Below are 21,588 nucleotides of genomic sequence, written 5' to 3'. Positions count from 1 at the left end.
CCTGCGAACCACAGGCCAATCGGGAGGTAGTGGCGTGCAGACGACGTCGGCGCGACGGCTGGCCGAGCTGGTGGGTGATCTGGCGGGGCACCGCCCGCCGCGCTACGCCGCGCTCGCCCAGCGCGTGCGCGCGCTCGTCGCCGACGGCCGGGTTCCCCTCGGCACCCGCCTTCCGGCCGAGCGCGACCTGGCCGCCGCACTGGAGCTGAGCCGGGCCACGGTCACCGCCGCCTACGCCCGGCTGCGGGAGGACGGCTGGGCCACCGCCCGCCAGGGCGCGGGCACGTTCGCGGCGCTGCCGGCCGGCCCGCACCGCGGCGCCTGGGTGCCGGCGCCGGTGGACGACGGAACGATCGATCTGGCCCACGCCGCGCCGTCGGCGCCGGCGTCGGTGCCCGCCGCGTTCGCGACCGCCCTCGCCGAGCTGCCCCGGTACCTGCCGCAGCACGGCTACCACCCGGCGGGGCTGCCCGACCTCCGCGCGCGCATCGCCGAGCGGTACACCGCGCGCGGCCTGCAAACGACGCCCGAGCAGGTGCTGGTCACCGCCGGCGCGCTGCACGGCGTCACCACCGCGCTGCAGACCCTGCTCTCCCGCGGGCAGCGGCTGCTGGTGGAGCAGCCGACCTATCCGAACGCGCTCGACGCCGCCCGTGGCCTCGGCGTCCGCCTCCTCCCCACCGCCCTCGATCTCGACGAACCGGAGTCCTGGCTCGGCGCCGCCGAAACCGCGCTGGCGACCGTGCGCCCCACCGCGGCCTACCTGATGCCCGACTTCTCCAACCCGACCGGGCGGCTGCTCGACACCGCCGGCCGCGAGCGGCTGGCCCGCGCCCTGCGCCGGTCGGGCACGCGTGCGGTCGTGGACGAGACGTTCGCCGAGCTGTGGCTGGACGCGCCGCCACCCCCGCCGCTGGCCGCGTTCGGGGCCGGACACGTCTCCGTGGGCAGCCTCAGCAAGACGTTCTGGGGCGGCCTGCGGATCGGGTGGGTGCGGGCGGAGGAGGAGACGATACGCGCCCTGACGGCGGTGGCCCTCCGGTCGACGATGGCCGGTCCGGTGGTGGAGCAGCTGGCGGCCTGCGCCCTCCTCGACCAGGCCGGCCCGGCGCTCGAGGAGCAGCGGCGCGCGCTGCGGGAGCGGCGGGGGGTCCTGGCCCACGAACTGCGGACACGGCTGCCCTCCTGGCGGGTGCCCGAGCCCGCGGGCGGCCTGGTGCTGTGGTGCGGGCTGCCGTCGGCCCGCTCGCGGGCGCTGGTCGCCGCGGCGGAGGCGCACGGACTGCGGCTCGCCCCCGGGCCCCTGTTCGGCACAGGGCATGCCCTCGACGACCGGCTGCGGCTGCCCTTCACGCATCCGCCGGAGGTGCTCCGGCACGCTGCGGCGCTCCTCGCCCGTGCAGATGCCGACGTCGAGCACGGGTCACGACCGGCGCACCGGCCGCCGCCGGACCCCGTGGTCTGAGGGGTCAGGCGACCGGGTAGGCCGCCTCCGCGGCGGCGGTGGCGGCCCGCAGCGCCTCCTTCACCGGGATGCCGAGGTCGCGCGCGAGCGCGGCGACGTCCTCGAACTCGACGCTCACGTTCACCACCCTGCCCGCGTGGACGGCGACCTTGACCCCCACCTGTCCGCCGAGCAGCGGCACCGACGTCGACACCCGCTCGAGCGCCGTCTTGCCGACCGGTACCACCCGCAGCCCGATCGTCGAGGTGTGCGCGAAGACCGCGGCCCGGACGGCGGCGACCTGCCGGGGCCGGCACAGCGCCGACAGCGTGTGCGCGGGCCGGCCCTTCTTCATCAGGATCGGGGTCAGCCAGGCGTCCGAGGCGCCGGCGGCGAACAGGGCGTCCAGCACGCCCGGCCACAGCCGGGGGTCGAGGTCGTCGACGTTGGTCTCGAGGACGACGGCTCCCGGGGGCGTCGCCTCGTCGGGGGCCCCCAGGACCAGCCGGACGACGTTCGGCAGCTCCTCCGGATCGCGCCCGCCGGCGCCGACGCCGACCCGCTCCACCCGCATCGGCGGCAGCGTCGTCCACTCGTCGACGCGGGCCGCGAGCAGCGCTGCGCCGGTGGGCGTGCACATCTCCCGAGCCACCGGGCCGGCCTGCACCGGCACCCCGGCGAGCAGCTCGAGGACGGCGGGGCCCGGGATCGGGACGACGCCGTGCGCGCCGCGGGCCGCGCCGCTGCCGAGGGTGACCGGCGAGGCCGTGAGCCGGGTCAGCGCGAGGTGCTCGAAGCCGGCCACCACGCCGACCACGTCCGCCAGCGCGTCCAGGGCGCCGACCTCGTGGAAGTGGACGTCCTCGGGCGGCATCCGGTGCACGCGCCCCTCCGCGACCGCGAGCCGCTCGAAGACGGCGAGGGCGCCCTCCCGGACCGCGGTCGGCAGCTCCGCCTCGGCGAGGATCGCCTGGACGTCGGCCCAGGTGCGGGAGTGCTGCGACGGCGGGGCGTGCACGTGCACGCGGGTGGCACCCAGCCCGTGCCGGGTCGTCCCTTCGGTGACCAGACGGACGTCCTCGACGGGCAGGGCGGCGACCGCGGCGGCCGGGACGTCGAGCGGGACACCGGCGTCCACCAGGGCGCCGAGCAGCATGTCGCCGCTCGCGCCCGCCGAGAGGTCGAGCCAGCCGATCATGCGGCGATCATCTCAAGCCCGCCTCCCGCCGTGATCATCGGCAAGTGGCTGCTCGACACGCCGCAAGCCGCCGCCACTCGACGATGATCACGGCGGGGGAGAGGAGTCAGCGGGCGGTGCGGCGCGCCACCCGGGCGGCGAAGACGCCGGCCGAGTAGCCGTTGTCGATGTTGCTGACGGTCACGCCGGGCGCCGCCGAGCTGAGCATCGTCATCAGGGCGCCGAGTCCGCCGAACGCGCCCGGCTGGCCGGTCGACGTCGGCACCGCCACCACGGGGACGTCGGTCAGCGAGCCGATCAGCGTGGCGATCGAGGCGTCCAGCCCGGCGACCACCACCAGGCAGTCGGCGTCGGCGAGCAGCGAGCCGTCGGCCAGGGCGGCGCGCAGCCGGCTCCCCGACAGGTCGTCGACGCGGACGACGTCACTGCCGGTCACCCGGGCGACGAAAGCCACCTCGGCCGCGACCGGGGTGTCGGCGCCGCCGGCGGACAGCACGCGGACCCGGCCGACCGGCTCGGGCACCGGGCCGACCGCGGCGGCCATCGCGGCGGCGTCCATGGTGGTGTACGCGTCGTGCTCGCCGGCCAGGGCGACGAGGGTCTCGGCCGGTGCGCGCAGCACGAGCGCCGGCCGGTCGGGGTGCTCGCGCCGCGCCTCGCGGACCAGCGCGAGCACCTGCTCCGTCGTCCGGCCGGTCGCCCAGATGACGTCGGGCTCGACGGCGGGTGCCACGGGCTGGACGACGGCCGGTTCGACGGGCACGGGACCGAGCAGCGGCTCGGACGGCGATCCGGTGCCGAGCGGGGGATGGGGGGCGCTGACGAGCGGAGCGAAACCGGCGGTCTCGGCGTCCAGCGGGGAAGGCTGCACGGGCTCGACACTAACGGCCGGATCGGTCTCGTCCGGGGAGGTCCCGGCCGACCGCGGCGGGCCGAACAGCGCGTCCAGCGGGGCGCCGCCGGCGGCGCGGGTCTGGGTGACGCCCGACAGCCGGACGACGCGGTCGCGGCCGCTGCGCTTGGCGTCGTAGAGCACGCCGTCGGCCGCGGCGAACAGCGTCCGGCGGTCGTCACCGCGGGCCGCCGAGGCGATGCCGACGCTGATCGTGACCGGGACGTCGAGCCCCAGCTCCTCCCAGTCGTAGGCGGCCACCTTGCGGCGGGTGCGCTCGAGCGCCCGCTCGGCCTGCTCGGCGGTGGTGTCCGGCAGCAGGATCACGAACTCGTCGCCCGCCCACCGGCAGACCTCGTCGGTGTCGCGGACGCCGGCGATCAGCAGCTCGGCGACCGCGCGCAGCACGGCGTCCCCGCCCGGGTGGCCGATCGCGTCGTTGATCGACTTGAACCGGTCCACGTCCACGACGGCGAGCGCGGGGGCGGAGCCGGCCGACAGCAGGCCCTCCAGCCGCGCCTCGGCGTACCGGCGGTTGGGCAGGTGGGTGAGCGGGTCCTCGTAGGCCTGGCGGCGCAGCTAGCCGGCGGCGCGCTCGGTCTCCAGCAGGCTCTTGCGCCGGCTGAACAGCTCGACCCAGCGGGTGCGCCGCTCGTCGACGCGGTCCAGCTCGTCGGAGAGGTAGGCCTGCAGGTACGGCAGCGCACGCCCGGCGTCGTCCAGCTCGGCGTGCAGCGTGCACAGCTCGCGCAGCGCGGCACGGCGCAGGCGGGGCAGGCCGTGCTCGGTGGCGAGGTTCAGGGCGGAGACCAGGTGGTCGTCGGCCCCGCGGACGTCGCCCTGCCGGCGCAGCGCCCGCCCGAGGGCGAGCTGCGCGGAGGCGAGCTGCGCCCGGTCGGCGGTCGCCGAGGTGATGCGGACGGTGGCACGCAGCGGCCCGACGGCGGCGGCGTGCTCGCCCAGGCCGACGAGCGCCCAGCCGTGCACCACCTGGGCGGTCACGATGCCGGGGTGCTCGGGCGGGAGCAGCTCGAGCGCCCGCTCCGCCAGCAGCCGCGCCTCGGCGAAGTGGGGGGCGGCGGACTGGGGAGCGTCGTCGTCGAGGAGACCCTCGCCGATCTCGGCGCACAGCTCGCCCAGGCAGGTGGCCGTCGCGGCGACCAGCAGATCGGGGTCGCCGAGGTCACCGGGCTCCGCCGCGGCCGACACGGCGGTCTCGTAGGCCCGGCGCTGGTAGTCCAGCGCCAGCGGCATGAGCTCGAGGTCGGCGAGGACGGCGGCGAGCGTGCCGAGGGTGTCGATCAGCAGCGCGCTGGGGGGCAGGCCGGCGTCGAGCAGGCTGGCCGCCTCGACCGCCTCGTCCATGGCGGCGTCGATGCGGCGGGACAGCAGCTCGATGCGGGCGTGGCGGGCGAGCCCGGCGGCGCGCTGCAGCTCGTCGTCGCTGGCGTCGAAGGCGGCCTTCGCGGAGCGGACCAGCGCGATGGCCAGTGCCGCCTCCTTGGCCGATTCGGTCCGCACGTCGGCGTCGTCCCCGGACCCGTCGATCAGCTCGGCGACGCCGGCGTGCAGGTCGAGGGCCGGCTCGGCGTCGGAGGCCACGGGCTCGCCCACCATCGTGAAACCCGCGACGCGCAGACGGCGCACGAGCAGCTCGGCGCGGAGGGTGTCGGCCCAGGCCTTGCCCAGCGGAACCGGGGCGTCCCCGTCACCGGCATGGGTGTCCGCGTCGGCGGCCGGAACGGCGGCGACGTAGGGCGACGGGTCCCGCTCGACGCCGGCGAGCAGCTCTTCGGCATCGTCCAGTTGCCAGTTCGCCAGGGCAGCGGTCACCCGATGGTGCAGAGCTCCGGGTGGCACCAGCGCACTGTGCACCTCGTCGGCGGAGCTGTCGAGCACGTGTTCGGTTACGCGCCGCGTCCTGTCCGTCCCGTCCCACGTGCCCCAGGAGGAGGCGGTCACGGGCTCTCCCCGCCGCCCGGCGCCCGCACCTGGTTGCGGCCACCCCGCTTCGCGGAGAAGAGGTTCAGGTCGGCCGAGTCGAACAGGGCCCGCCACCCGACGACCCCGGCCGGCTGGCCCTCCGGGACGGCGGGTGCCGTGGCGACGCCGATGGACACCGTCACCGGTGCCGAGATCGGCAGGTCGCTCCAGTCGGCCGCGGCGACGGCGGTGCGCAGGCGCTCCATCACGACCATGGCCTGCATCTCGTTGGCGGTCGGCAGGACGACGAGGAACTCGTCCCCCGCCCAGCGGTACACCTCGTCGCCGGTGCGGGAGTGCTCGCGCAGCAGATCGGCGACCCGGCGCAGGACGGCGTCCCCCTGGGTGTGCGACGCCTCGTCGTTGACCTCCTTGAACCGGTCCACGTCGACGACCGCCAGGGACAGCGGCTCCTCGCCCAGCCGCATCGCACCGAGCCGCCGTTCGGCGCTGCGCCGGTTGCCGAGCCCGGTGAGCGGGTCCTCGAGCGCGTGCCGCCGCAGCAGCGCCGCCTGCCGTTCGGCCTCGCGCAGCCGGCTGCGCTGCACGAACAGCTCCGCCCACATCTGCCGGCCGCGGGCGTGCGCCCGGCCGGTGTCGGCGCGGTAGGCCTCCAGCCAGTGCAGCGCGTCGGCCGGCCGGCCGACGTCGGCCGACGCCTGCCCGAGCTCCAGCAGGCTCTGCCGGTACCGGCGGCGGTCGCCGGCGGCGGCGAACGCCCCGGCGGCGTCGACGAGCAGGCCCAGGCCCTCCTCGCCGGTCGCCTCGTCGTCGTCCCGCTGGGCCAGGCGCACGAGCAGCCGGGCGAGCGCCAGGCCGGTGTAGGCGCGCAGCCAGACGCCGCCCTCGGCCTCGACCCGCCGGCGCACCCGGCGCAGCGGCCCCAGTGCGCCGTCGAGGTCGTCGGAGCAGGTGAGCGCCCACGCCTGGACGACGTCGAGCAGGTCCTCCTCGGCGTCCTCGGGTTCCCACCCCAGCTCCCGGGCGGAGACGGCGCACGCGATCGCCTCGACCGCCAGCAGCCTCGACCGGGCCAGGTCTCCCCGGCGGCGCAGGGTCTGGGCCAGTTCGGTGTGCTGCTGGGCCGAGAGCAGCCGCATCCGCCACTGGTCGGCCGGCTCGCGCAGGGCCGCGGCGACGTGCTGGCCGCGCATGGCCTGGGCGACGGCCAGCTCCTCGAGGTCCAGCCCCGCGAGGGTGAGCGACAGCCAGCGGTGCGCCTGCATCAGCTCGTTCGAGGGCTCACCCGCCGCCGGGCCCTCGGTCTGGAGGGTGGCGTCGACGGCCAGGACCATCGCCGCGTCGAAGTGGTCGGCGGTCATCTCGAGGTGGGCGAGGTAGGCCATCGCCAGCGCGGTGCCGGCCGACGGGGTGCACTTGTCCAGCGCCTCCCGGGCGGCGGTCATCTCGACCGCGGCGGCGTCGGCCTCGTCGACGATCAGGGCCCGGCGGGCGGCGAGCGCATGCCGCCAGGTGACCCAGCCGGGCTCGTCCTCGTCGACGAACGCCGCCTCCGCGTCGTCCAGGAGCTCGAGGAGGGTGGCCGGCTCCTCGCGGATGCTGGCGGTCAGCAGCGGGCACAGGACGGCCGAGAGGTCGCCGGAGGCGGCGCGCTCGGAGCCCGAGGCGGCGCGCTCGGAGCCCGAGGCGGCACGGTCGGGGCCGGAGGCGGCGCTGTCGGGGCCCGAGGCCACGCATCCCTCCATCCGCGGGTCGTCCGGACACTGCCGGGTGTGCCGGTAGCGAGGCAGCTTCCCCCGGGTGGAGCACCAACTCCGACCCGCCCGCACTACCCTCGTCGGATGCCCGGGAAGCACCCCAGCACGCCTCCGACGCGGTTCGCCTATCTCGGGCCCGAGGGTACCTTCGCCGAAGCGGCACTGATCAGTGCAGTTGCCCATTCGGAGGGAGTCCGGCAGCCGGAGCCGAGCGTGGCCGCGGCGCTGGCCGCCGTCCGGGCGGGACGGGCGGACGCCGCGCTGGTCCCCCTGGAGAACTCCGTCGAGGGCTCCGTCCCGGCGACGATGGACGGCCTGGCCGACGGCTCGCCCCTGGTGATCACCCAGGAGGTCTTCCGCCCCGTCGCCTTCGTGCTCGCGGCGCGGCCGGACACGACGCTGGGCGACGTCCGTTCCGTGGCCAGTCATCCGCACGCGCTGGCGCAGACCTCGGGCCGGCTCGCCGAGCTGCTGCCCGGCGTGGTGCCGCTGCCGACGTCGTCCACCGCCGGTGCCGCCGAGGCGGTCGCGGCCGGCGGGTTCGACGCCGCGGTGTGCGCCCCGATCGCCGCGGAGCGCTACGGGCTGGTCCCCCTGGTCGAGGACGTCGCCGACCACCCCGGTGCCGTCACCCGCTTCGTGCTCGTCGCGCCGCCCGGGCGGCTGCCGGAGCGCACCGGCAACGACAAGACGTCGCTGGTCGCCGTGGTGGGCGACCGCACCGGGGCACTGCTGGAACTGCTGAGCGAGTTCGCCGTCCGCGGCATCTCGCTGACCCGCATCGAGTCGCGGCCCACTCGGCAACGCCTGGGCGTCTACTCCTTCTCCCTCGACTGCGAGGGCCACCTCGCCGACCGGCGGGTGGGCGAGGCCCTGGCCGCCTTGCACCGGGTGTGCGACGACGTCCGCTTCCTGGGCTCCTACCCGCGGGCCGACGGCCGCGCCAACAAGCCGGTGCCCGAGACCGCGAGCGACCCCGCGTTCGCCGAGGCCGGCGAGTGGCTGGCCCGGATCCGCAGCGGCTCGGTCTAGACGCGCTCCAGCTCCCGCTCCGGCTCGGCCGCCGTCGGCCCCTTCGCCAGCCGGCCGGGCCACCAGACCTTGTCGCCGATGATCGCCACCGCCGCCGGCACCACGAGCGAGCGGACGACGAAGGTGTCGAGCAGGACGCCGAAGCCGACGAGGAACGCCACCTGCGCGAGGAACAGCACCGGCAGGACGGCGAGCGCACCGAAGGTCGCCGCCAGCACCAGCCCGGCCGAGGTGATGACTCCGCCGGTGACGGCGAGCGCCCGCAGGACACCGTTGCGGGCGCCGTGCTCCGCGGATTCCTCGCGGGCCCGCGTCATCAGGAAGATGTTGTAGTCGATGCCGAGGGCGACGAGGAACACGAAGGCGATCAGCAGGATCGTCGGATCGCTTCCCGGGAAGCCGAACACGTTCTCGAACAGCAGCGCGGCGATGCCGACGGTGGCCCCCACGCTGAGCACCACGGTCGCGACGAGCAGCACGGGCGCGACGATGGAGCGCAGCAGCAGTGCCAGCACGACCAGGATCACCGCCAGAACGCTCGGGATGATCACCCCGAGGTCGCGGGCGGCACTCTCGCGGGCGTCGAGGTTGGCGGCCGTCTCCCTCCCACGATCGCGTCGCGGTCGACGTCGTCGAGCGCCGCCCGGAGCTCCTGGACCGTGTCGTTGGCCGCGGTGCTGTCCGGGGTCACGTCCAGCGTCGCGTCCAGCCGCACGAGCCCGTCGACGACCACCGGCGGCGCGAACGGCACCGGCTGCGGGCCGACGTAGGGGACGACGGATCCGACCCCGTCGGTCGCCGCCGCCACCTCGGCCACCTCCGGCCAGCTCTCCTCGGGCGTGATGATGATCGTCGGGCTGGCGGTGCCGGCCTCGAAGTGGCGGGCGAGCGCCTCCTGCCCGTCGACCCCGTTGGACTCGCCCTGGATGACGTCGGAGATCGCGATGCCGTCGGCCTCGTAGGTGGGGGCGAAGAGCGCGGCGGCGAACAGCCCGGCCAGGCTGAGGGCCAGCACCCGGCGGGGACGACGTCCGACCAGCCGGGCCACCGCCTGCCAGCCGCCGCCGTGCCGCGGCTCGCTGCCGTACTGGGGGCGGAACGGCCAGAAGGCCGCCCGACCGAGCAGGAGGAGCGCGGCCGGCAGGAAGCTCAGCGCGGCGAGGACGGCGAGGGTGACGCTCACCGCGGAGATGGGGCCGAGCCCGCGGTTGGAGCCGAGGTCGGACAGCAGCAGGCACAGGACGCCGAGGACGACGGTGGACCCCGACGCGACGATCGGCTCCCACGACCGGCGCAGCGCCGTGCGCATGGCGGCGTACTTCGACTCAGCGCGCCGCAGCTCCTCGCGGAAGCGGGCCACGAGCAGCAGCCCGTAGTCGGTGGCCGCGCCGACGACGAGGATCGCCGCGATGCCCTGGCTCTGGCCGTTCACCGTGATGACGCCGCCGTCGGCCAGGAGGTAGGAGACCGCGTTGGCCGCCGTGAGCGCCAGACCGGCCGTGCCGATGACCAGCAGCGGCAGCAGCGGGCTCCGGTAGACGACCAGCAGGATGACCAGGACGACGCTGAACGCGGCCAGCAGCAGCAGGCCGTCGATGCCCTCGAACACGGCCGAGAAGTCGGCGAAGATGCCGGCCGGCCCCGTGACGAACGAGTCCGTGCCGTCGATCGCGATCGTCTCGCGCAGCTCCTCCACCAGCGGCAGCAGGTCGTTGCTGAGGTCGGGCTCCAGGGGCAGGAACGCCTGGGCGGCCGCGCCGTCCTCCGAGGGGATCACCGGGGTGGCGGGCGCGGCCAGCGCGTCGGCCTCCTCGGCGACCCGGGTCGCCTCCTCGACCCGGGCGGTGATCTCGGCCAGCGTCTGCTCGTCGATGCCGGCGGTGTCCTCCCACAGCAGGACGGCGGGGATCGACTGGATCGGCTGGAACTCCGCCTGGAGCTCCTGCACGAGCGTCGACTCGGCGCTGTCCGGCAGGAACGCGGCGATGTCGTTCTCCTGCAGGCCGGTCAGCTTCGCGCCGAGCGTGCTCAGCGGGCCGGCGGCGCCGAGCCAGGCGAGCACGACGAGCAGCGGGAGGAGCCAGCGGAGCGACGGGCGGCGAGGCATGATTTCCCTTGATGGTCGATAATCTCGATCGTCGAGACATTAGCGTGTGGCAGGGCCGGGCGCGAGGGACGGAGGTGCCGGTGGACGCGGACTCCGCCGCCGGGCGTCAGGAGGTTGCGCTCCTCCTTCGCCGGCTGACCGTGGAACTGGATGCAGTCGGTCAGCGGTTCGCCGAACTGCACGGGCTGAACCGCACCGACGTGCGCGCGCTGGTCGCGATCATGGACGCCGCCCGCCGCGGGGAGGCGCTGACCGCCGGAGGCCTCGGGGACGCCGTCGAGCTGCGGTCGGCCTCGGTGACCGCGCTGCTCGACCGGCTGGAGAAGGTCGGTCACGTGCGCCGGGTGCGGGACGACGAGGACCGGCGGCGGGTGGTCCTGGAGATGTCGGACACCGCGATGGCCGCCGGTGCCTCCTTCTTCGGCGGGCTGCAGCGGGACCTCGTGGCGGCGATGGGCGAGTTCTCCGACGAGGAGCTGGACGTCGTCCGCCGGTTCCTGACCGGGATGACCGACGTGATCACCCGGCACTCGCGGGGGTGAGCCGACCGCGGGGCTAGAGGTACAGGCCCGTCGACTCCTCGATGCGCTCGGCGGCGACGGCGTGCACGTCGCGCTCGCGCAGGATGATCAGGTCCTCGCCGTGCACCTCGACCTCGTGCTGGTCCTCGGGGGAGAAGAGCACCTGGTCGCCGACCTTCACCTGGCGCACCGAGTTGCCGATGCCCCGGGCCTCGCCCCACACCAGCCGCTTGGCCACCTGGGCCGTGGCCGGGATGAGGATGCCGCCGGTCGACCGGCGCTCGCCGTCCTCCTTGCGCAGCGCCACCAGGATGCGGTCGTGCAGCATCTTGATCGGCAGCTTGCCGGCCGGGGAGGCGTTCGCGTCGGGCACGTCGGCCAACGCTACCCGGCGCACCTCTCCCGCTTTCCGTACCGAAGGCTGCGCGGGACCTCGGCGCTTTCTGTACCGAAAGCGGGGGTTAGCCCCAACCGAGCTCGTGGAGGCGGTCCTCCTCGATGCCGAAGTGGTGCGCGATCTCGTGGACGACGGTGACGGTGACCTCCTCGACGACGTCGTCCTCGGTCTCGCAGATGTCGCAGATCGCCTCGCGGTAGATCATGATCCGGTCCGGCAGCTCGCCGCCGTAGTGCCAGCCGCGCTCGGTGAGCGCGAACCCCTCGTAGAGCCCGAGCAGCTCCGGCTCGTCGGGATTGCGGTCCTCGACGAGGAACACGACGTTGTCGACGAGCGCCATCAGCTCGGACGGCACCTCGTCCAGCGCGTCGGCGACGAGCTGCTCGAAGACCTCCTGCGGCAGCGGCTTCACCAGCTGGTGGGCAGCGGGCGGCCCTCCTCGTAGCCCGCCGAGCTCTGCACCCCCAGCACCGCGTTCTCGTGCAGCTGGTCGATCGTGCGGGCGCCCGCGTAGGTGCAGGACGACCGGACACCGGCCACGATGCCGTCGATGAGGTCCTCGACGCCCGGCCGCTGCGGGTCGAGGTACATCCGGGACGACGAGATGCCTTCCTCGAACAGCCCGGCGCGCGCCCGCTCGAAGCCGGACTGGGTCGCCGTCCGCGCCTTGACCGCCCGCGCCGAGGCCATGCCGAACGACTCCTTGTAGAGCTGGCCGGAGCCGTCGTCGTGGATGTCGCCGGCGCTCTCGTAGGTGCCGGCGAACCAGGACCCGACCATCACGTTCGCCGCGCCGGCGGCCAGCGCGAGGGCGATGTCCCGCGGGTGCCGGACGCCGCCGTCGGCCCACACGTGCTTGCCGAGTTCGCGGGCTGCCGCGGCGCACTCCTCGACGGCGGAGAACTGCGGCCGGCCGACGCCGGTCATCATCCGGGTGGTGCACATGGCGCCGGGGCCGACGCCCACCTTGACGACGTCCGCCCCGGCGTCGATGAGGTCGCGGGTGCCCTCGGCGGTCACCACGTTGCCGGCCACTACCGGCACGCCGCTCGCGACCGAGGCCGCAGCCCGCACGGCCTCGATGGCCTTCGCCTGGTGGCCGTGCGCGGTGTCGACGACGAGCACGTCCACGCCCGCCGCGAGCAAGGCCCCGGCCTTGCCCGCCACGTCGCCGTTGATGCCGACGGCGGCCGAGGTGAGCAGGTGGCCCTCGGCGTTGGTCGCCGGCTGGTACAGCGCCGAGCGCAGGGCGCCCTTGCGGGTGATCACGCCGACCAGGCGGTCGCCCTCGACGACCGGCGCCGCGCTGACCCGCTCCCCGGAGAGGACGTCGAAGATCTTTGGCAGGTCCGTGCCGGCCGGGATGGTGAGCGGCTCGTCGGTCATCACCTGCGAGAGCTGGGTGAACCGGTCGACGCCCTGGCACTGCCCGTCGGTCACGACCCCGACCGGGGAGCCGTTCTCGACCACGACGACGATGCCGTGCGCGCGCTTGGTCAGCAGCGCCAGCGCCTCGCCGACCGTCGCCGTCGGGTCGAGCGTGATCGCGGTGTCGTAGACCGGGTGCCGCGCCTTGACCCAGGAGACGACCTCGCTGACCACGTCGACCGGGATGTCCTGCGGCAGCACGGCCAGGCCGCCCCGGCGGGCGACGGTCTCGGCCATGCGCCGACCGGAGATCGCGGTCATGTTGGCCACGACGAGCGGGATCGTCGTCCCCACGCGGTCCGGCGTGGTCAGGTCGACCTCGAGCCGGGACCCCACGGTGGAGTGCGCCGGCACCATGAAGACGTCGGCGTAGGTCAGGTCGTGGTCAGGGCGCTGCAGGAACCGCATGAGGGCCATTGTCCCTGAATTGCGCCCACCGTCGGGGTGGAGCCGGGCCGGACGGTGTGGAGCCGCGCTCTGATGCGGCTCCACGTCCGCTCGCGCGGGTCGACCCGGCCCGCCACCTACGATCGGGTCGTGATCGACCTGCGATTCGTGCGCGAACACCCCGACGCCGTCCGTGCCAGCCAGCGTGCGCGGGGTGCCGACGAGTCCGTGGTCGACAAGCTGCTGGCCGCCGACGCTGACCGGCGTGCGCTGGTCCGGCGCGTCGACGACCTGCGCGCCGAGCAGAAGGACGCCTCCCAGGCGGTCAAGAAGGCCGGCCCTGACGAGCGCCCCGCCGTCCTGGAGCGCGCGAAGAGCCTCGCCGCCGAGGTCAAGCAGGCCGAGGAGGAGCTGCGCGAGGCCGACGCCGCGCTGCGCGAGATCCACCTGCGGATCCCGAACGTCGTCGCCGACGATGTCCCGCCCGGCGGTGAGGACGACGCCGTCACCCTGCGCACCGTCGGCGAGGTGCCGGCCTACGACTTCGACGTCCGGGACCACATCGAGATCGGCGAGGCCCTCGGCGCCATCGACATGGAGCGCGGCGCCAAGGTGTCGGGCTCGCGCTTCTACTTCCTGACCGGCCCGGGCGCGCTGCTCGAGTTCGCCCTCGCCCAGCTGGCGATCAGCCGCGCGGTCGCCGCGGGCTTCACTCCCGTCGTCGCCCCCGCGCTGGTGCGCCCCGAGGCGATGGAGGGCACCGGTTTCCTCGGCGAGCACGACGAGGAGGTCTACCGGATCGAGCGCGACGACCTGTACCTCGTCGGTACCTCCGAGGTGGCGCTGGCCGGCATGCACTCGGGCGAGGTGCTCGAGCTCGACGGGCCGCGCCGCTACGCCGGTTGGTCGTCCTGCTTCCGCCGGGAGGCCGGCTCGTACGGCAAGGACACCCGCGGCATCATCCGCGTGCACTGGTTCGACAAGGTCGAGATGTTCAGCTTCTGCCGGCCCGAGGAGACCGCCGCCGAGCACCTGCGCCTGCTCGAGTGGGAGGAGCAGTTCCTGCAGCTGCTCGAGCTGCCCTACCGCGTCGTGGACATCGCCGCCGGCGACCTCGGCACCAGCGCGACCCGCAAGTACGACATCGAGGCCTGGTTCCCCTCGCAGGGCACCTACCGCGAGCTCACCTCGACGTCGGACTGCACGACCTTCCAGGCGCGGCGGCTCAACATCCGGTACCGCGACGCCGACGGCAGGCCGCAGACCGCCGCGACCCTCAACGGCACGCTCTGCGCGATCGCCCGCACCATCGCCTGCCTGCTCGAGGTCCACCAGCAGGCCGACGGCTCGGTGCACGTGCCGGCCGCGCTGCGCCCGTGGCTCGGCGGGGTCGACCGGCTCACGCCCGGGATGACGCTGCAGGCCGCGGTCCCGCCCGCATGACCGGGTCCGCGCCGAAGCCGCTCAAGGCCTACGGCGCCCTGCCCGGCGCCGACGAGGTGGTGGAGCTGCCCGACCTCGGTCGCTGGCGGCCCAAGCTCGTCGCCACCGACCTCGACGGCACCCTGCTGGACTCCGCCGGCGAGGTGTCGCCGCGCACCCGTGCGGCGCTCGAGGCGTGCTGGGACGCCGGCATCCCCGTGGTGGGCGTGACCGGCCGTGGCCCACGCCTGCTCGACAGCGTGCGCGTTGCGCTGGACGGCCGCGGGATCGCGGTGCTGTCCCAGGGTGGTTTCGTCGTCGACCTCGAGCGCGACGAGGTGCTGCGCACCGTGGCGCTCCCACGGGAGCAGGCCGTCGCCGTCATCCGCCGCATCGAGGCCGTGGCCGGTGACCTCGTCCTCGCCGTCGAGGACGCCGCCGAGCAGGGGGAGATCCACAGCCCGCTGCGGGTGCAGCACGGCTTCAACTGGCCCTATCCCGAACCGGCGCACCTGCTGCCCCGCGACGAGGTCCTCCCACCCGGCGCCGTCCTCAAGGTGTTCCTCCGCTCGGCCGCCCTCGGCCAGGACGAGCTGCTGGCCCGCGCCCGCCGCGTCGTCGACCCCGTCGACGCCGAGGTCACCCACGCCGGGCTCGGCTTCATCGAGGTGCTGCCGCCCGGCATCACCAAGGCCACCGGGCTGGCGGTCGCGCTCGAGCGCTACGGCGTCGGCCTCGGCGACGTCCTGGTGTTCGGTGACATGCCCAACGACCTGCCGATGATCACGGCGGTCGCGCAGGCCGGTGGTCGCGCGGTGGCCGTGGCCAACGCGCACCCGGCCGTCCGTGCGGCGGCGCCCGAGCGCACCAGCGGGCACGACGCCGACGGCGTGGCCCGGTACCTCGAGGCGATCCTCGCCGATGTCTGACTGGAGGCCGCGGCTGATCGCCAGCGACATGGACGGCACGCTCCTGCGCTGGAACGACACGGTGAGCGACGAGACGGTGGCCGAGCTGGCCCGCTGGCGGGCCGAGGGCGTCCCCGTCGTGCTGGCCACCGGCCGGCCGCCGCGCTGGATGCACCGGATCCGCGAGGTCCTCGGCCACGGCACCGCCGTCTGCTGCAACGGCGCCGTCCTCCTCGACCTCGAGCGGCTGGAGATCCTCGACGAGGAACCGCTCCGGCCGGAGATCCTGCGCGAGGTGACCACCGAGTTGCGGCGCCGGCAGCCCGACACCTGGTTCGCCGTCGAGTACGGCTTCGAGTTCCGGCACGAGCCGATCTACAAGCCGCGGTGGGACGTCGACGCACCCGGCGTGGCCGAGGCGACGCTGGAGGAGATGGTGGCCGAGCCGGTGGCCAAGCTGCTGGCCCGCCACGAGGACCTGCCCCGCGACGAGTTCGTCGCCCTGGTCGAGGACGTGGTCGGCGGCCGGGCCACGGTCACCAACTCCTCGACCGACGCGCTCGCCGAGATCTCCGCGGCCGGCGTCACCAAGGCCTCGGGTCTGGCCAGGGTCGCCGCGCGGCACGGCGTCGGCCCCGAGGACGTCGTCGTGTTCGGCGACATGCCCAACGACATCGCGGCCTTCGAGTGGGTCCGGGCCGGCGGCGGCCGGGCGGTCGCGATGGCGCACGCGCACCCGGACCTCATGGCCGTGGCGACCGACGTCACCGGCACCAACGAGGACGACGGCGTGGCGGCGTTCCTCGCGTCGCTCTGACCGTCGCGTCGTCGGCCAACCGCGATCAAGTGGACGGCCGGGATCAGGTCACCTGATCGTCGAGCGTCCTCCCTCATCGCACACGGTGAGGGAGGACGCTCGACGGCGGGGAGGAAGGGGCGGCGTGCGGTCGCACCCGTCGGGGTTCAGGCGGCCGCGTGCTCGGGGTCGGAGCCGGGCTCTGGTCGACGGACGACCGTGAACCGGCGAGGACCGCCCAGCGGTTGCGCGATCAATTGCCGAAGCCGCGCGACCGGGCCGCCAAGTCGAGGCAGGTCCGCATGGACGACCCGGACCACCCGCACGTCCAGGTCACGGATCAGGTCCTCGCGGCGCTTCTCCTGCCATGCCACCTCGCTGGGTGCGCCCCCGTCGCGTGGGTCGGTGTACTTGACCAGGCCGTCGAACTCGATCGCGACGCCGGCGTCCTCGTACCACGCATCCACCCGACCGACGAAGCCGCGAGGTCCGTGCAGCTCCACTTGCAGCTCCGGGCGGGGCAGCCCCGCTTGCAGGAGCGCCAGCCGCCCGCGGGACTCCAGGGGTGACTCGGCTCGCCCGTCGGACAGCCCGAGCACGCGTGCGGCGACACCGATGCCCACCCAGTGGCTCTGGCGCAGGATCGCGGCCCGGACGTCCGACCGCCGGACACGCTTCCTGAAGATCGCGTCATCGACGGCCACGACGGAGTCCACGAGGGACCACTCCCGGGCCACGTCGACCAACGTCCGCGCCGTACTTGTCACGTCGAACGGCCCGGTACGGACGACGTCCCCCGCCGGCAGCGTCGCCGCGGCGATCCGGTATCCCCTGCCGGTTCGCCACTGATCGGGATCGGTCAGCCGGACGACGTCGTCCACACCCTGCGGTAGGACGACGTCGTGGAACCGAGCCGCGGACGAGTGACTGAGCACCGGACCGCGCCCCAGAGCGGTCAGGACGGCGACCGAGTCGAGGAGGTGTTTCGCACGCGCGTCGCCCGCTACCGCTGCCCACGTTCTGGCCGACACGTAGATGCCGCGCCGCAACCGGTGCCAGTCGCCCGTGCCGACGGCCGAGCGGATCTCGTCGGGGCGGTAGCCGGCGCTTCGGGCATCGGCGACCGTGAACACGCCGCCACGGCGCAGAGCGGCGGCCTCGAGAGCTGGATGCACGACCCGAGTCTCGGCAACGAGGAGACCCGTGAGAACAGCTCGCCCGCATCTGTGGACAGACTCCGTCCACCCTCGCGCCGCGGCGTCCTACCGCACCGCGCACGGTGAGGGAGGACGCGCCACGATCAGGTCACCTGATCCCAGCTCGGGAAGGGCGTCAGAGGTACTGGCCGCCGCCGGGGCGCAGGTCGGGCTGCTGCGGCGCGTGCTGGCCGCCCGGCAACGCCTTGCGTCGGATCTCCTCCAGCTGCGCCCGCGCCGCCATCTGCTGGGCGAACAGCGCGGTCTGGATGCCGTGGAACACGCCCTCCAGCCAGCCGACCAGCTGGGCCTGGGCGATCCGGAGTTCGGCGTCCGACGGGGTCGAGTCCTCGCTGAACGGCAGGGTGATCCGTTCGAGCTCCTCGCGCAGCTCCGGGGCGAGGCCCTGCTCCAGCTCGCGGATCGACGAGGCGTGGATGTCGCGCAGCCGCTGCCGGCTGGCGTCGTCCAGGGGCGCGGCCCGCACCTCCTCGAGCAGCTGCTTGATCATCGTCCCGATCCGCATCACCTTGGCGGGCTGCTCGACCATCTCGCCGACGCTCATGCCGCCGTCCGACCCGTCGTCTTCTGCGCCCTGGGGCATGGCGAGGGCGCCGACCGGCTGCCCGTCGGGCCCCACGACGACGACCTGTCGAGGGCGCTCGTTGCCGGTACCGGGTGAAGTCATGCCTCCATCCTGCCCCGTGCCTACGACGTCGAACGTCGTGGGGCGGTGAACCGGACCGCCGTCCGATCCGTGCTACCGGTGTCGGTGCCCGTGCCCGGCGGGCCCGCACGGAGGTGATCCGGAATGCGCACGTCGATCCTTCCCACCGCCCTGGCCGCCGGTGTGCTGGCCCTCGGCGGCTGCGGCTCCGACACCGGAGGCGACGCCGGCACGGGCACCGACACGTCGGTCGCCGCCGAGGACGCCGTCCTGTCGACGGCCGACACGGAACTCGGCGAGGTCGTCGTCGACGCCGACGGCCGCACTGTCTACGTCTTCGACAAGGACACCCCCGGCTCGGGCGAGAGCGCCTGCTCGGGACAGTGCCTCGAAGCCTGGCCGCCGGTGACCGCTGACACCGAGGAGCCGGCCGTCGACGGCGTCACCGGCGACGTCGGCACCATCACCCGGGACGACGGCACGCTGCAGGTCACTCTCGACGGCTCCCCGCTCTACCTGTGGCAGGGCGACACCGCCGAGGGCGACGTGACCGGGCAGGGCGTGCAGGACGTCTGGTGGGTCGTCGCCCCGGACGGCAGCAAGGTCACCACTGCCCCGCCTCCGGACTCCACATACTGAGGCGTGACCCACGCGATGAGGGCGCGGGGCGGGCAGACGGGCGAGCGCGAACTCCGCGCGCTCTACGACTCGCACGCCCTGCCCCTGCTCGCCTACGCCCTGCGGCTGTGCGGCGGCGACCGGGCACAGGCCGAGGACCTCGTCCAGGAGACGCTGGTCCGCGCCTGGCGGCACCTCGACCGGCTCGACCCCGCCGCGGCCCCGGTGCGGCCCTGGCTGTTCACCGTGGCGCGCCACCTGGCCGTCGATGCCCACCGCGCCCGCCGCGCCCGGCCGCCCGAGGCGGGGCCGGCCGCGCTGGAGTCCGTGCCGGGGCTGGACTCGGTGGAGAGCAGCCTCGATCGGATCATCGTCACCGACGCCCTGCAGTCGCTCTCGCCCGAGCACCGCGCCGTGATCGTCGAGACCTACTACCGGGGGCGCAGCGTCGCCGAGGCGGCGCAGGTGCTCGGCATCCCGGCCGGCACCGTGAAGTCGCGCTGCTACTACGCGCTCCGTGCCCTCAAGCTCGCCCTGGCCGAACGGGGGGTGTCGACATGACCTGCCCCGTGCCCGCCGACGGCCTGGGTGCCTACCTGCTGGGAGCGCTGGACCCCGCCGAGCGCCGGCAGCTGGACCGGCACCTCGCCGAGTGCCCGGAGTGCGCCGCCGAGCTCGACGAGCTGCGCGGGCTCCCGGCGCTGCTGGACCGCGTGGACCCCGACGACCTGCGGCCCGTGCCCGTCGCGCCGTCCGCCGACCTGTTCGAGCGCATGTCGGCGGCGGCCGGCACGACCGGACGGCACCGCCGTCGTGCGCTGGGGCTGGTGGCGGCGGCGGTGCTCGTCCTCGGCGGCGTCGGCGCCGGCGTCGCGACCTGGGCCGGCGCACCCGGCGAGCAGACCGTCAGTGCGGTCGAGGGGCCGGTCGAGGTGCGGATCACCGCCACCCCGGCCGAGGACGGCGTCGAACTGCACGTCGCCGTCGCCGGCATGCGGCCCGGCGAGCTGTGCCAGCTGGTCGCGGTCGACGAGAGCGGTGGGCGGCACCCGGCCGGGCAGTGGCCGGTGTCGGCGGACGGCGACGGCGAATGGGTCGGCTGGGCCGATGTCGACGCCGGTGCCCTGGCCGGCGTCGCCGTGCTCGGGGACGGCGGGCGGGAGCTGGCCCGCCTGCGCTTCTGACGACGTCAGCCGGATCAGTCGGCGGGCAGCAGCAGCACCTTGCCGATGTGCTCGCTCGCCTCGACCACGGCGTGCGCCTCGGCGGCCCGCGACAGCGGCAGCCGCCGGTCGACGATCGGCCGGACGACCCCCCGCTCCACGTCGGGCCACACGTCGTGCCGCACCGCCGCCACGATCTCGGCCTTGCCGCCCGGACCGGTCGCCGGCCGGGAACGCAGGGTGGTCGCGTGCACCGAGCCGCGCTTGCGCATCAGCTTGCCGAGGTCGAGCTCGGCCTTCGTGCCGCCCTGCATGCCGATGCACACCAGCCGGCCACCGACGGCGAGGGCGTCGACGTTGCGGGCCAGGTACTTGGCGCCCATGTTGTCGAGGACGACGTCGACCCCGGCGCCGCCGGTCTCCTCGGCGATCCGCTCGACGAAGTCCTCGTCGCGGTAGTTGATGCCCACGTCGGCGCCGAGCTCGCGGCAGACGGCGAGCTTGGCCGCCGTCCCGGCGGTCGTGAACACGCGCGCGCCCGCCCGGGCGGCCAGCTGGATGGCCATCGTGCCGATGCCGCTGGAGCCGCCGTGCACCAGGAAGTTCTCGCCCCGGCGCAGCCCCGCGAGCAGGAAGACGTTCGACCAGACGGTGCAGGTCACCTCCGGCAGGGCGGCGGCGGTCGCGAGCTCCACGCCCGCCGGCTTCGGCAGCAGCTGCCCCGCCGGGACGGCGACGCGTTCGGCGTACCCGCCGCCCGCCAGCAGGGCGCACACCTCGTCGCCCACCGACCAGCCGGTCACACCTTCGCCGATCTCGCTCACCAGGCCGCTGCACTCCAGCCCGAGGACGTCGCTGGCGCCCGGCGGCGGGGGGTAGAAGCCCTGCCGCTGCAGCAGGTCGGCGCGGTTGACCGCGGTCGCGGCGACGTCGACGACGACCTCCCCCGGACCGCACACGGGGTCGGGCACCTCCGTCCAGCGCAGGACGTCGGGACCGCCGGGCTCGCTGAAGGTCACCGCACGCATGGGGTCACCCTAGGCAGCGGCGCGCCGGGGGCGTCGATCGGCGGGAACGAGCGTCCGGCGGGCAGGGGCAGCGGTGCCACGCTCGTACGGCCGCCGGCACGCCCCCGCGCGCTCCGCGACCCGGCGGCCACCCTGGAGGTGTCCCATGACCGCCGCTCCGCAGCCACCGGTCCTGGCCGTTCCACCACGGATGGGCGCCGGACGCATCGTCGCCCTGGTCCTCGGCATCGTGCTGCTCGTGCCCGGCCTCGGGTTGCTGGCCGGAGGTGGTGTGCTCCTCTGGGCCGACGTGGTGCAGCGGGACGACGGCTTCGTGTTCACCGACCGGGAGGCGTTCGCGACCGAGGGCTACGCGTTGGTCAGCGAGCGCGTCGACCTGGACACGGGCGCCGACTGGGTGCCGCTCGAGGCCGCGCTCGGCAATGTCCGCATCGAGGCGACCGGCGACGGTGAGCTGTTCGTCGGCATCGCCCGCCTGGCCGACGGCACCGCCTACCTGGACGGCGTCGAGCGGGGGGTCATCGACGACCTGGGTTTCGACACCTCCGGGACGACCACCCTCCCGGGTGACCGGCCCTCGGCGGCGCCGGGGGACCAGGACTTCTGGGTCGCGTCGAGCAGCGGCACCGGCGCGCAGTCGGTGAGCTGGAAGCCGCCGACGGCGAGTGGCTGCTGGTGATCAT

22 protein-coding genes are annotated in these 21,588 nt (G+C 74.8%); 10 read left to right on the top strand and 12 right to left on the bottom strand.

Annotation, left to right across the window (positions count from 1 at the left end):
* The first annotated feature begins 34 nt into the window (after positions 1–34).
* A complete protein-coding gene (gene yczR, locus MVA48_RS15170; RefSeq protein ID WP_246981535.1) occupies positions 35–1,465 on the top strand; it encodes a MocR-like transcription factor YczR in 1,431 nt (476 codons plus the stop codon).
* 4 nt (positions 1,466–1,469) lie between these two features.
* Here yczR and larC read toward each other — a convergent pair whose 3' ends face one another.
* The 4 genes from larC to MVA48_RS15150 all read right to left on the bottom strand — a co-directional run bounded on the left by larC (position 1,470) and on the right by MVA48_RS15150 (position 7,211).
* Positions 1,470–2,642, bottom strand: coding sequence for a nickel pincer cofactor biosynthesis protein LarC (gene larC / locus MVA48_RS15165; RefSeq protein ID WP_246981534.1), 1,173 nt, complete (start codon positions 2,640–2,642; stop codon positions 1,470–1,472).
* Between the two features lie 106 nt (positions 2,643–2,748).
* Positions 2,749–4,113, bottom strand: a complete 1,365-nt coding sequence (locus MVA48_RS15160; RefSeq protein ID WP_256461175.1) for a diguanylate cyclase domain-containing protein — start codon at positions 4,111–4,113, stop codon at positions 2,749–2,751.
* Positions 4,114–5,394, bottom strand: a complete 1,281-nt coding sequence (locus MVA48_RS15155) for a hypothetical protein (protein WP_246981533.1) — start codon at positions 5,392–5,394, stop codon at positions 4,114–4,116.
* 98 nt (positions 5,395–5,492) lie between these two features.
* Positions 5,493–7,211, bottom strand: a complete 1,719-nt coding sequence (locus MVA48_RS15150; protein ID WP_246981532.1) for a GGDEF domain-containing protein — start codon at positions 7,209–7,211, stop codon at positions 5,493–5,495.
* Between the two features lie 108 nt (positions 7,212–7,319).
* Between MVA48_RS15150 and pheA the strand changes: the two genes are divergently transcribed.
* Positions 7,320–8,267 carry a prephenate dehydratase gene (pheA, locus tag MVA48_RS15145; RefSeq protein WP_246981531.1) on the top strand — a complete coding sequence of 316 codons (948 nt, stop codon included), beginning with the start codon at positions 7,320–7,322 and terminating at the stop codon, positions 8,265–8,267.
* Here the strand turns inward: pheA and MVA48_RS15140 are convergent.
* Positions 8,264–8,818, bottom strand: coding sequence for an MMPL family transporter (locus tag MVA48_RS15140; protein WP_246981530.1), 555 nt, complete (start codon positions 8,816–8,818; stop codon positions 8,264–8,266). The genes pheA and MVA48_RS15140 overlap by 4 nt on opposite strands.
* Positions 8,815–10,374, bottom strand: coding sequence for an MMPL family transporter (locus tag MVA48_RS15135; protein WP_246981529.1), 1,560 nt, complete (start codon positions 10,372–10,374; stop codon positions 8,815–8,817). Before MVA48_RS15135 ends, MVA48_RS15140 begins: the two co-directional genes overlap by 4 nt.
* A gap of 80 nt (positions 10,375–10,454) precedes the next feature.
* On the opposite strand from MVA48_RS15135, the gene MVA48_RS15130 reads away from it, so the two are divergent.
* Positions 10,455–10,916 carry a MarR family winged helix-turn-helix transcriptional regulator gene (locus tag MVA48_RS15130; RefSeq protein ID WP_246981528.1) on the top strand — a complete coding sequence of 154 codons (462 nt, stop codon included), beginning with the start codon at positions 10,455–10,457 and terminating at the stop codon, positions 10,914–10,916.
* 13 nt (positions 10,917–10,929) lie between these two features.
* On the opposite strand, the gene MVA48_RS15125 is transcribed toward MVA48_RS15130, so the two are convergent.
* From MVA48_RS15125 to MVA48_RS15115, 3 genes are all read right to left on the bottom strand, one after another.
* Positions 10,930–11,268 carry a GroES family chaperonin gene (locus MVA48_RS15125; RefSeq protein ID WP_246981527.1) on the bottom strand — a complete coding sequence of 113 codons (339 nt, stop codon included), beginning with the start codon at positions 11,266–11,268 and terminating at the stop codon, positions 10,930–10,932.
* Positions 11,269–11,356: 88 nt separating this feature from the next.
* Positions 11,357–11,704, bottom strand: coding sequence for a metallopeptidase family protein (locus tag MVA48_RS15120; RefSeq protein ID WP_246981526.1), 348 nt, complete (start codon positions 11,702–11,704; stop codon positions 11,357–11,359).
* Positions 11,701–13,128, bottom strand: coding sequence for a GuaB1 family IMP dehydrogenase-related protein (locus tag MVA48_RS15115; RefSeq protein ID WP_246981525.1), 1,428 nt, complete (start codon positions 13,126–13,128; stop codon positions 11,701–11,703). Before MVA48_RS15115 ends, MVA48_RS15120 begins: the two co-directional genes overlap by 4 nt.
* A gap of 129 nt (positions 13,129–13,257) precedes the next feature.
* On the opposite strand from MVA48_RS15115, the gene serS reads away from it, so the two are divergent.
* Genes serS through MVA48_RS15100 form a run of 3 tightly spaced genes read left to right on the top strand, consistent with a single transcriptional unit; the run spans position 13,258 to position 16,254 of the window.
* Positions 13,258–14,550: a serine--tRNA ligase gene (serS, locus tag MVA48_RS15110; RefSeq protein ID WP_246981524.1), complete on the top strand. Its 1,293-nt coding sequence runs from the start codon at positions 13,258–13,260 to the stop codon at positions 14,548–14,550.
* Positions 14,547–15,458 carry an HAD family hydrolase gene (locus MVA48_RS15105; protein WP_246981523.1) on the top strand — a complete coding sequence of 304 codons (912 nt, stop codon included), beginning with the start codon at positions 14,547–14,549 and terminating at the stop codon, positions 15,456–15,458. Before serS ends, MVA48_RS15105 begins: the two co-directional genes overlap by 4 nt.
* Positions 15,451–16,254 carry a Cof-type HAD-IIB family hydrolase gene (locus MVA48_RS15100; RefSeq protein ID WP_246981522.1) on the top strand — a complete coding sequence of 268 codons (804 nt, stop codon included), beginning with the start codon at positions 15,451–15,453 and terminating at the stop codon, positions 16,252–16,254. Before MVA48_RS15105 ends, MVA48_RS15100 begins: the two co-directional genes overlap by 8 nt.
* A 146-nt stretch (positions 16,255–16,400) precedes the next feature.
* Here the strand turns inward: MVA48_RS15100 and MVA48_RS15095 are convergent, their stop codons facing one another.
* Both MVA48_RS15095 and MVA48_RS15090 read right to left on the bottom strand, forming a co-directional pair.
* Complete coding sequence (locus MVA48_RS15095) at positions 16,401–17,408, bottom strand: type IV toxin-antitoxin system AbiEi family antitoxin domain-containing protein (RefSeq protein WP_246981521.1); 1,008 nt, start codon at positions 17,406–17,408, stop codon at positions 16,401–16,403.
* A gap of 157 nt (positions 17,409–17,565) precedes the next feature.
* Complete coding sequence (locus MVA48_RS15090) at positions 17,566–18,117, bottom strand: bacterial proteasome activator family protein (protein WP_246981520.1); 552 nt, start codon at positions 18,115–18,117, stop codon at positions 17,566–17,568.
* A 123-nt stretch (positions 18,118–18,240) separates the two neighbouring features.
* Here MVA48_RS15090 and MVA48_RS15085 point away from each other — a divergent pair, with 123 nt between their 5' ends.
* The 3 genes from MVA48_RS15085 to MVA48_RS15075 are packed head-to-tail and all read left to right on the top strand — an operon-like array spanning position 18,241 to position 19,898.
* Positions 18,241–18,735 carry a COG4315 family predicted lipoprotein gene (locus MVA48_RS15085; protein WP_246981519.1) on the top strand — a complete coding sequence of 165 codons (495 nt, stop codon included), beginning with the start codon at positions 18,241–18,243 and terminating at the stop codon, positions 18,733–18,735.
* 3 nt (positions 18,736–18,738) lie between these two features.
* Positions 18,739–19,275 carry a sigma-70 family RNA polymerase sigma factor gene (locus MVA48_RS15080; protein WP_246981518.1) on the top strand — a complete coding sequence of 179 codons (537 nt, stop codon included), beginning with the start codon at positions 18,739–18,741 and terminating at the stop codon, positions 19,273–19,275.
* The gene (locus tag MVA48_RS15075; RefSeq protein WP_246981517.1) at positions 19,272–19,898 is read left to right on the top strand and encodes an anti-sigma factor family protein; all 627 of its coding nucleotides are present in this window, start codon (positions 19,272–19,274) and stop codon (positions 19,896–19,898) included. Before MVA48_RS15080 ends, MVA48_RS15075 begins: the two co-directional genes overlap by 4 nt.
* Before the next feature lie 14 nt (positions 19,899–19,912).
* Here MVA48_RS15075 and MVA48_RS15070 read toward each other — a convergent pair whose 3' ends face one another.
* The gene (locus MVA48_RS15070) at positions 19,913–20,905 is read right to left on the bottom strand and encodes an NAD(P)H-quinone oxidoreductase (protein WP_246981516.1); all 993 of its coding nucleotides are present in this window, start codon (positions 20,903–20,905) and stop codon (positions 19,913–19,915) included.
* A gap of 145 nt (positions 20,906–21,050) precedes the next feature.
* Between MVA48_RS15070 and MVA48_RS15065 the strand changes: the two genes are divergently transcribed.
* Complete coding sequence (locus MVA48_RS15065) at positions 21,051–21,584, top strand: hypothetical protein (RefSeq protein ID WP_246981515.1); 534 nt, start codon at positions 21,051–21,053, stop codon at positions 21,582–21,584.
* Positions 21,585–21,588 lie beyond the last annotated feature (4 nt).

It is taken from the genome of Blastococcus sp. PRF04-17, from assembly GCF_023016265.1.
GTDB lineage: Bacteria > Actinomycetota > Actinomycetes > Mycobacteriales > Geodermatophilaceae > Blastococcus_B.
This window is presented reverse-complemented; position numbering and strand designations above follow the sequence as displayed.

Bases quoted from the DNA above. Each gene is read 5' to 3' on its own strand.
- larC (WP_246981534.1), bottom strand. From the start codon at position 2,642: ATGATCGGCTGGCTCGACCTCTCGGCGGGCGCGAGCGGCGACATGCTG.
- pheA (WP_246981531.1), top strand. From the start codon at position 7,320: ATGCCCGGGAAGCACCCCAGCACGCCTCCGACGCGGTTCGCCTATCTC.
- MVA48_RS15135 (WP_246981529.1), bottom strand. From the start codon at position 10,374: ATGCCTCGCCGCCCGTCGCTCCGCTGGCTCCTCCCGCTGCTCGTCGTG.
- MVA48_RS15115 (WP_246981525.1), bottom strand. From the start codon at position 13,128: ATGCGGTTCCTGCAGCGCCCTGACCACGACCTGACCTACGCCGACGTC.
- MVA48_RS15105 (WP_246981523.1), top strand. From the start codon at position 14,547: ATGACCGGGTCCGCGCCGAAGCCGCTCAAGGCCTACGGCGCCCTGCCC.
- MVA48_RS15100 (WP_246981522.1), top strand. From the start codon at position 15,451: ATGTCTGACTGGAGGCCGCGGCTGATCGCCAGCGACATGGACGGCACG.
- MVA48_RS15090 (WP_246981520.1), bottom strand. From the start codon at position 18,117: ATGACTTCACCCGGTACCGGCAACGAGCGCCCTCGACAGGTCGTCGTC.
- MVA48_RS15085 (WP_246981519.1), top strand. From the start codon at position 18,241: ATGCGCACGTCGATCCTTCCCACCGCCCTGGCCGCCGGTGTGCTGGCC.
- MVA48_RS15075 (WP_246981517.1), top strand. From the start codon at position 19,272: ATGACCTGCCCCGTGCCCGCCGACGGCCTGGGTGCCTACCTGCTGGGA.
- MVA48_RS15070 (WP_246981516.1), bottom strand. From the start codon at position 20,905: ATGCGTGCGGTGACCTTCAGCGAGCCCGGCGGTCCCGACGTCCTGCGC.
- MVA48_RS15065 (WP_246981515.1), top strand. From the start codon at position 21,051: ATGACCGCCGCTCCGCAGCCACCGGTCCTGGCCGTTCCACCACGGATG.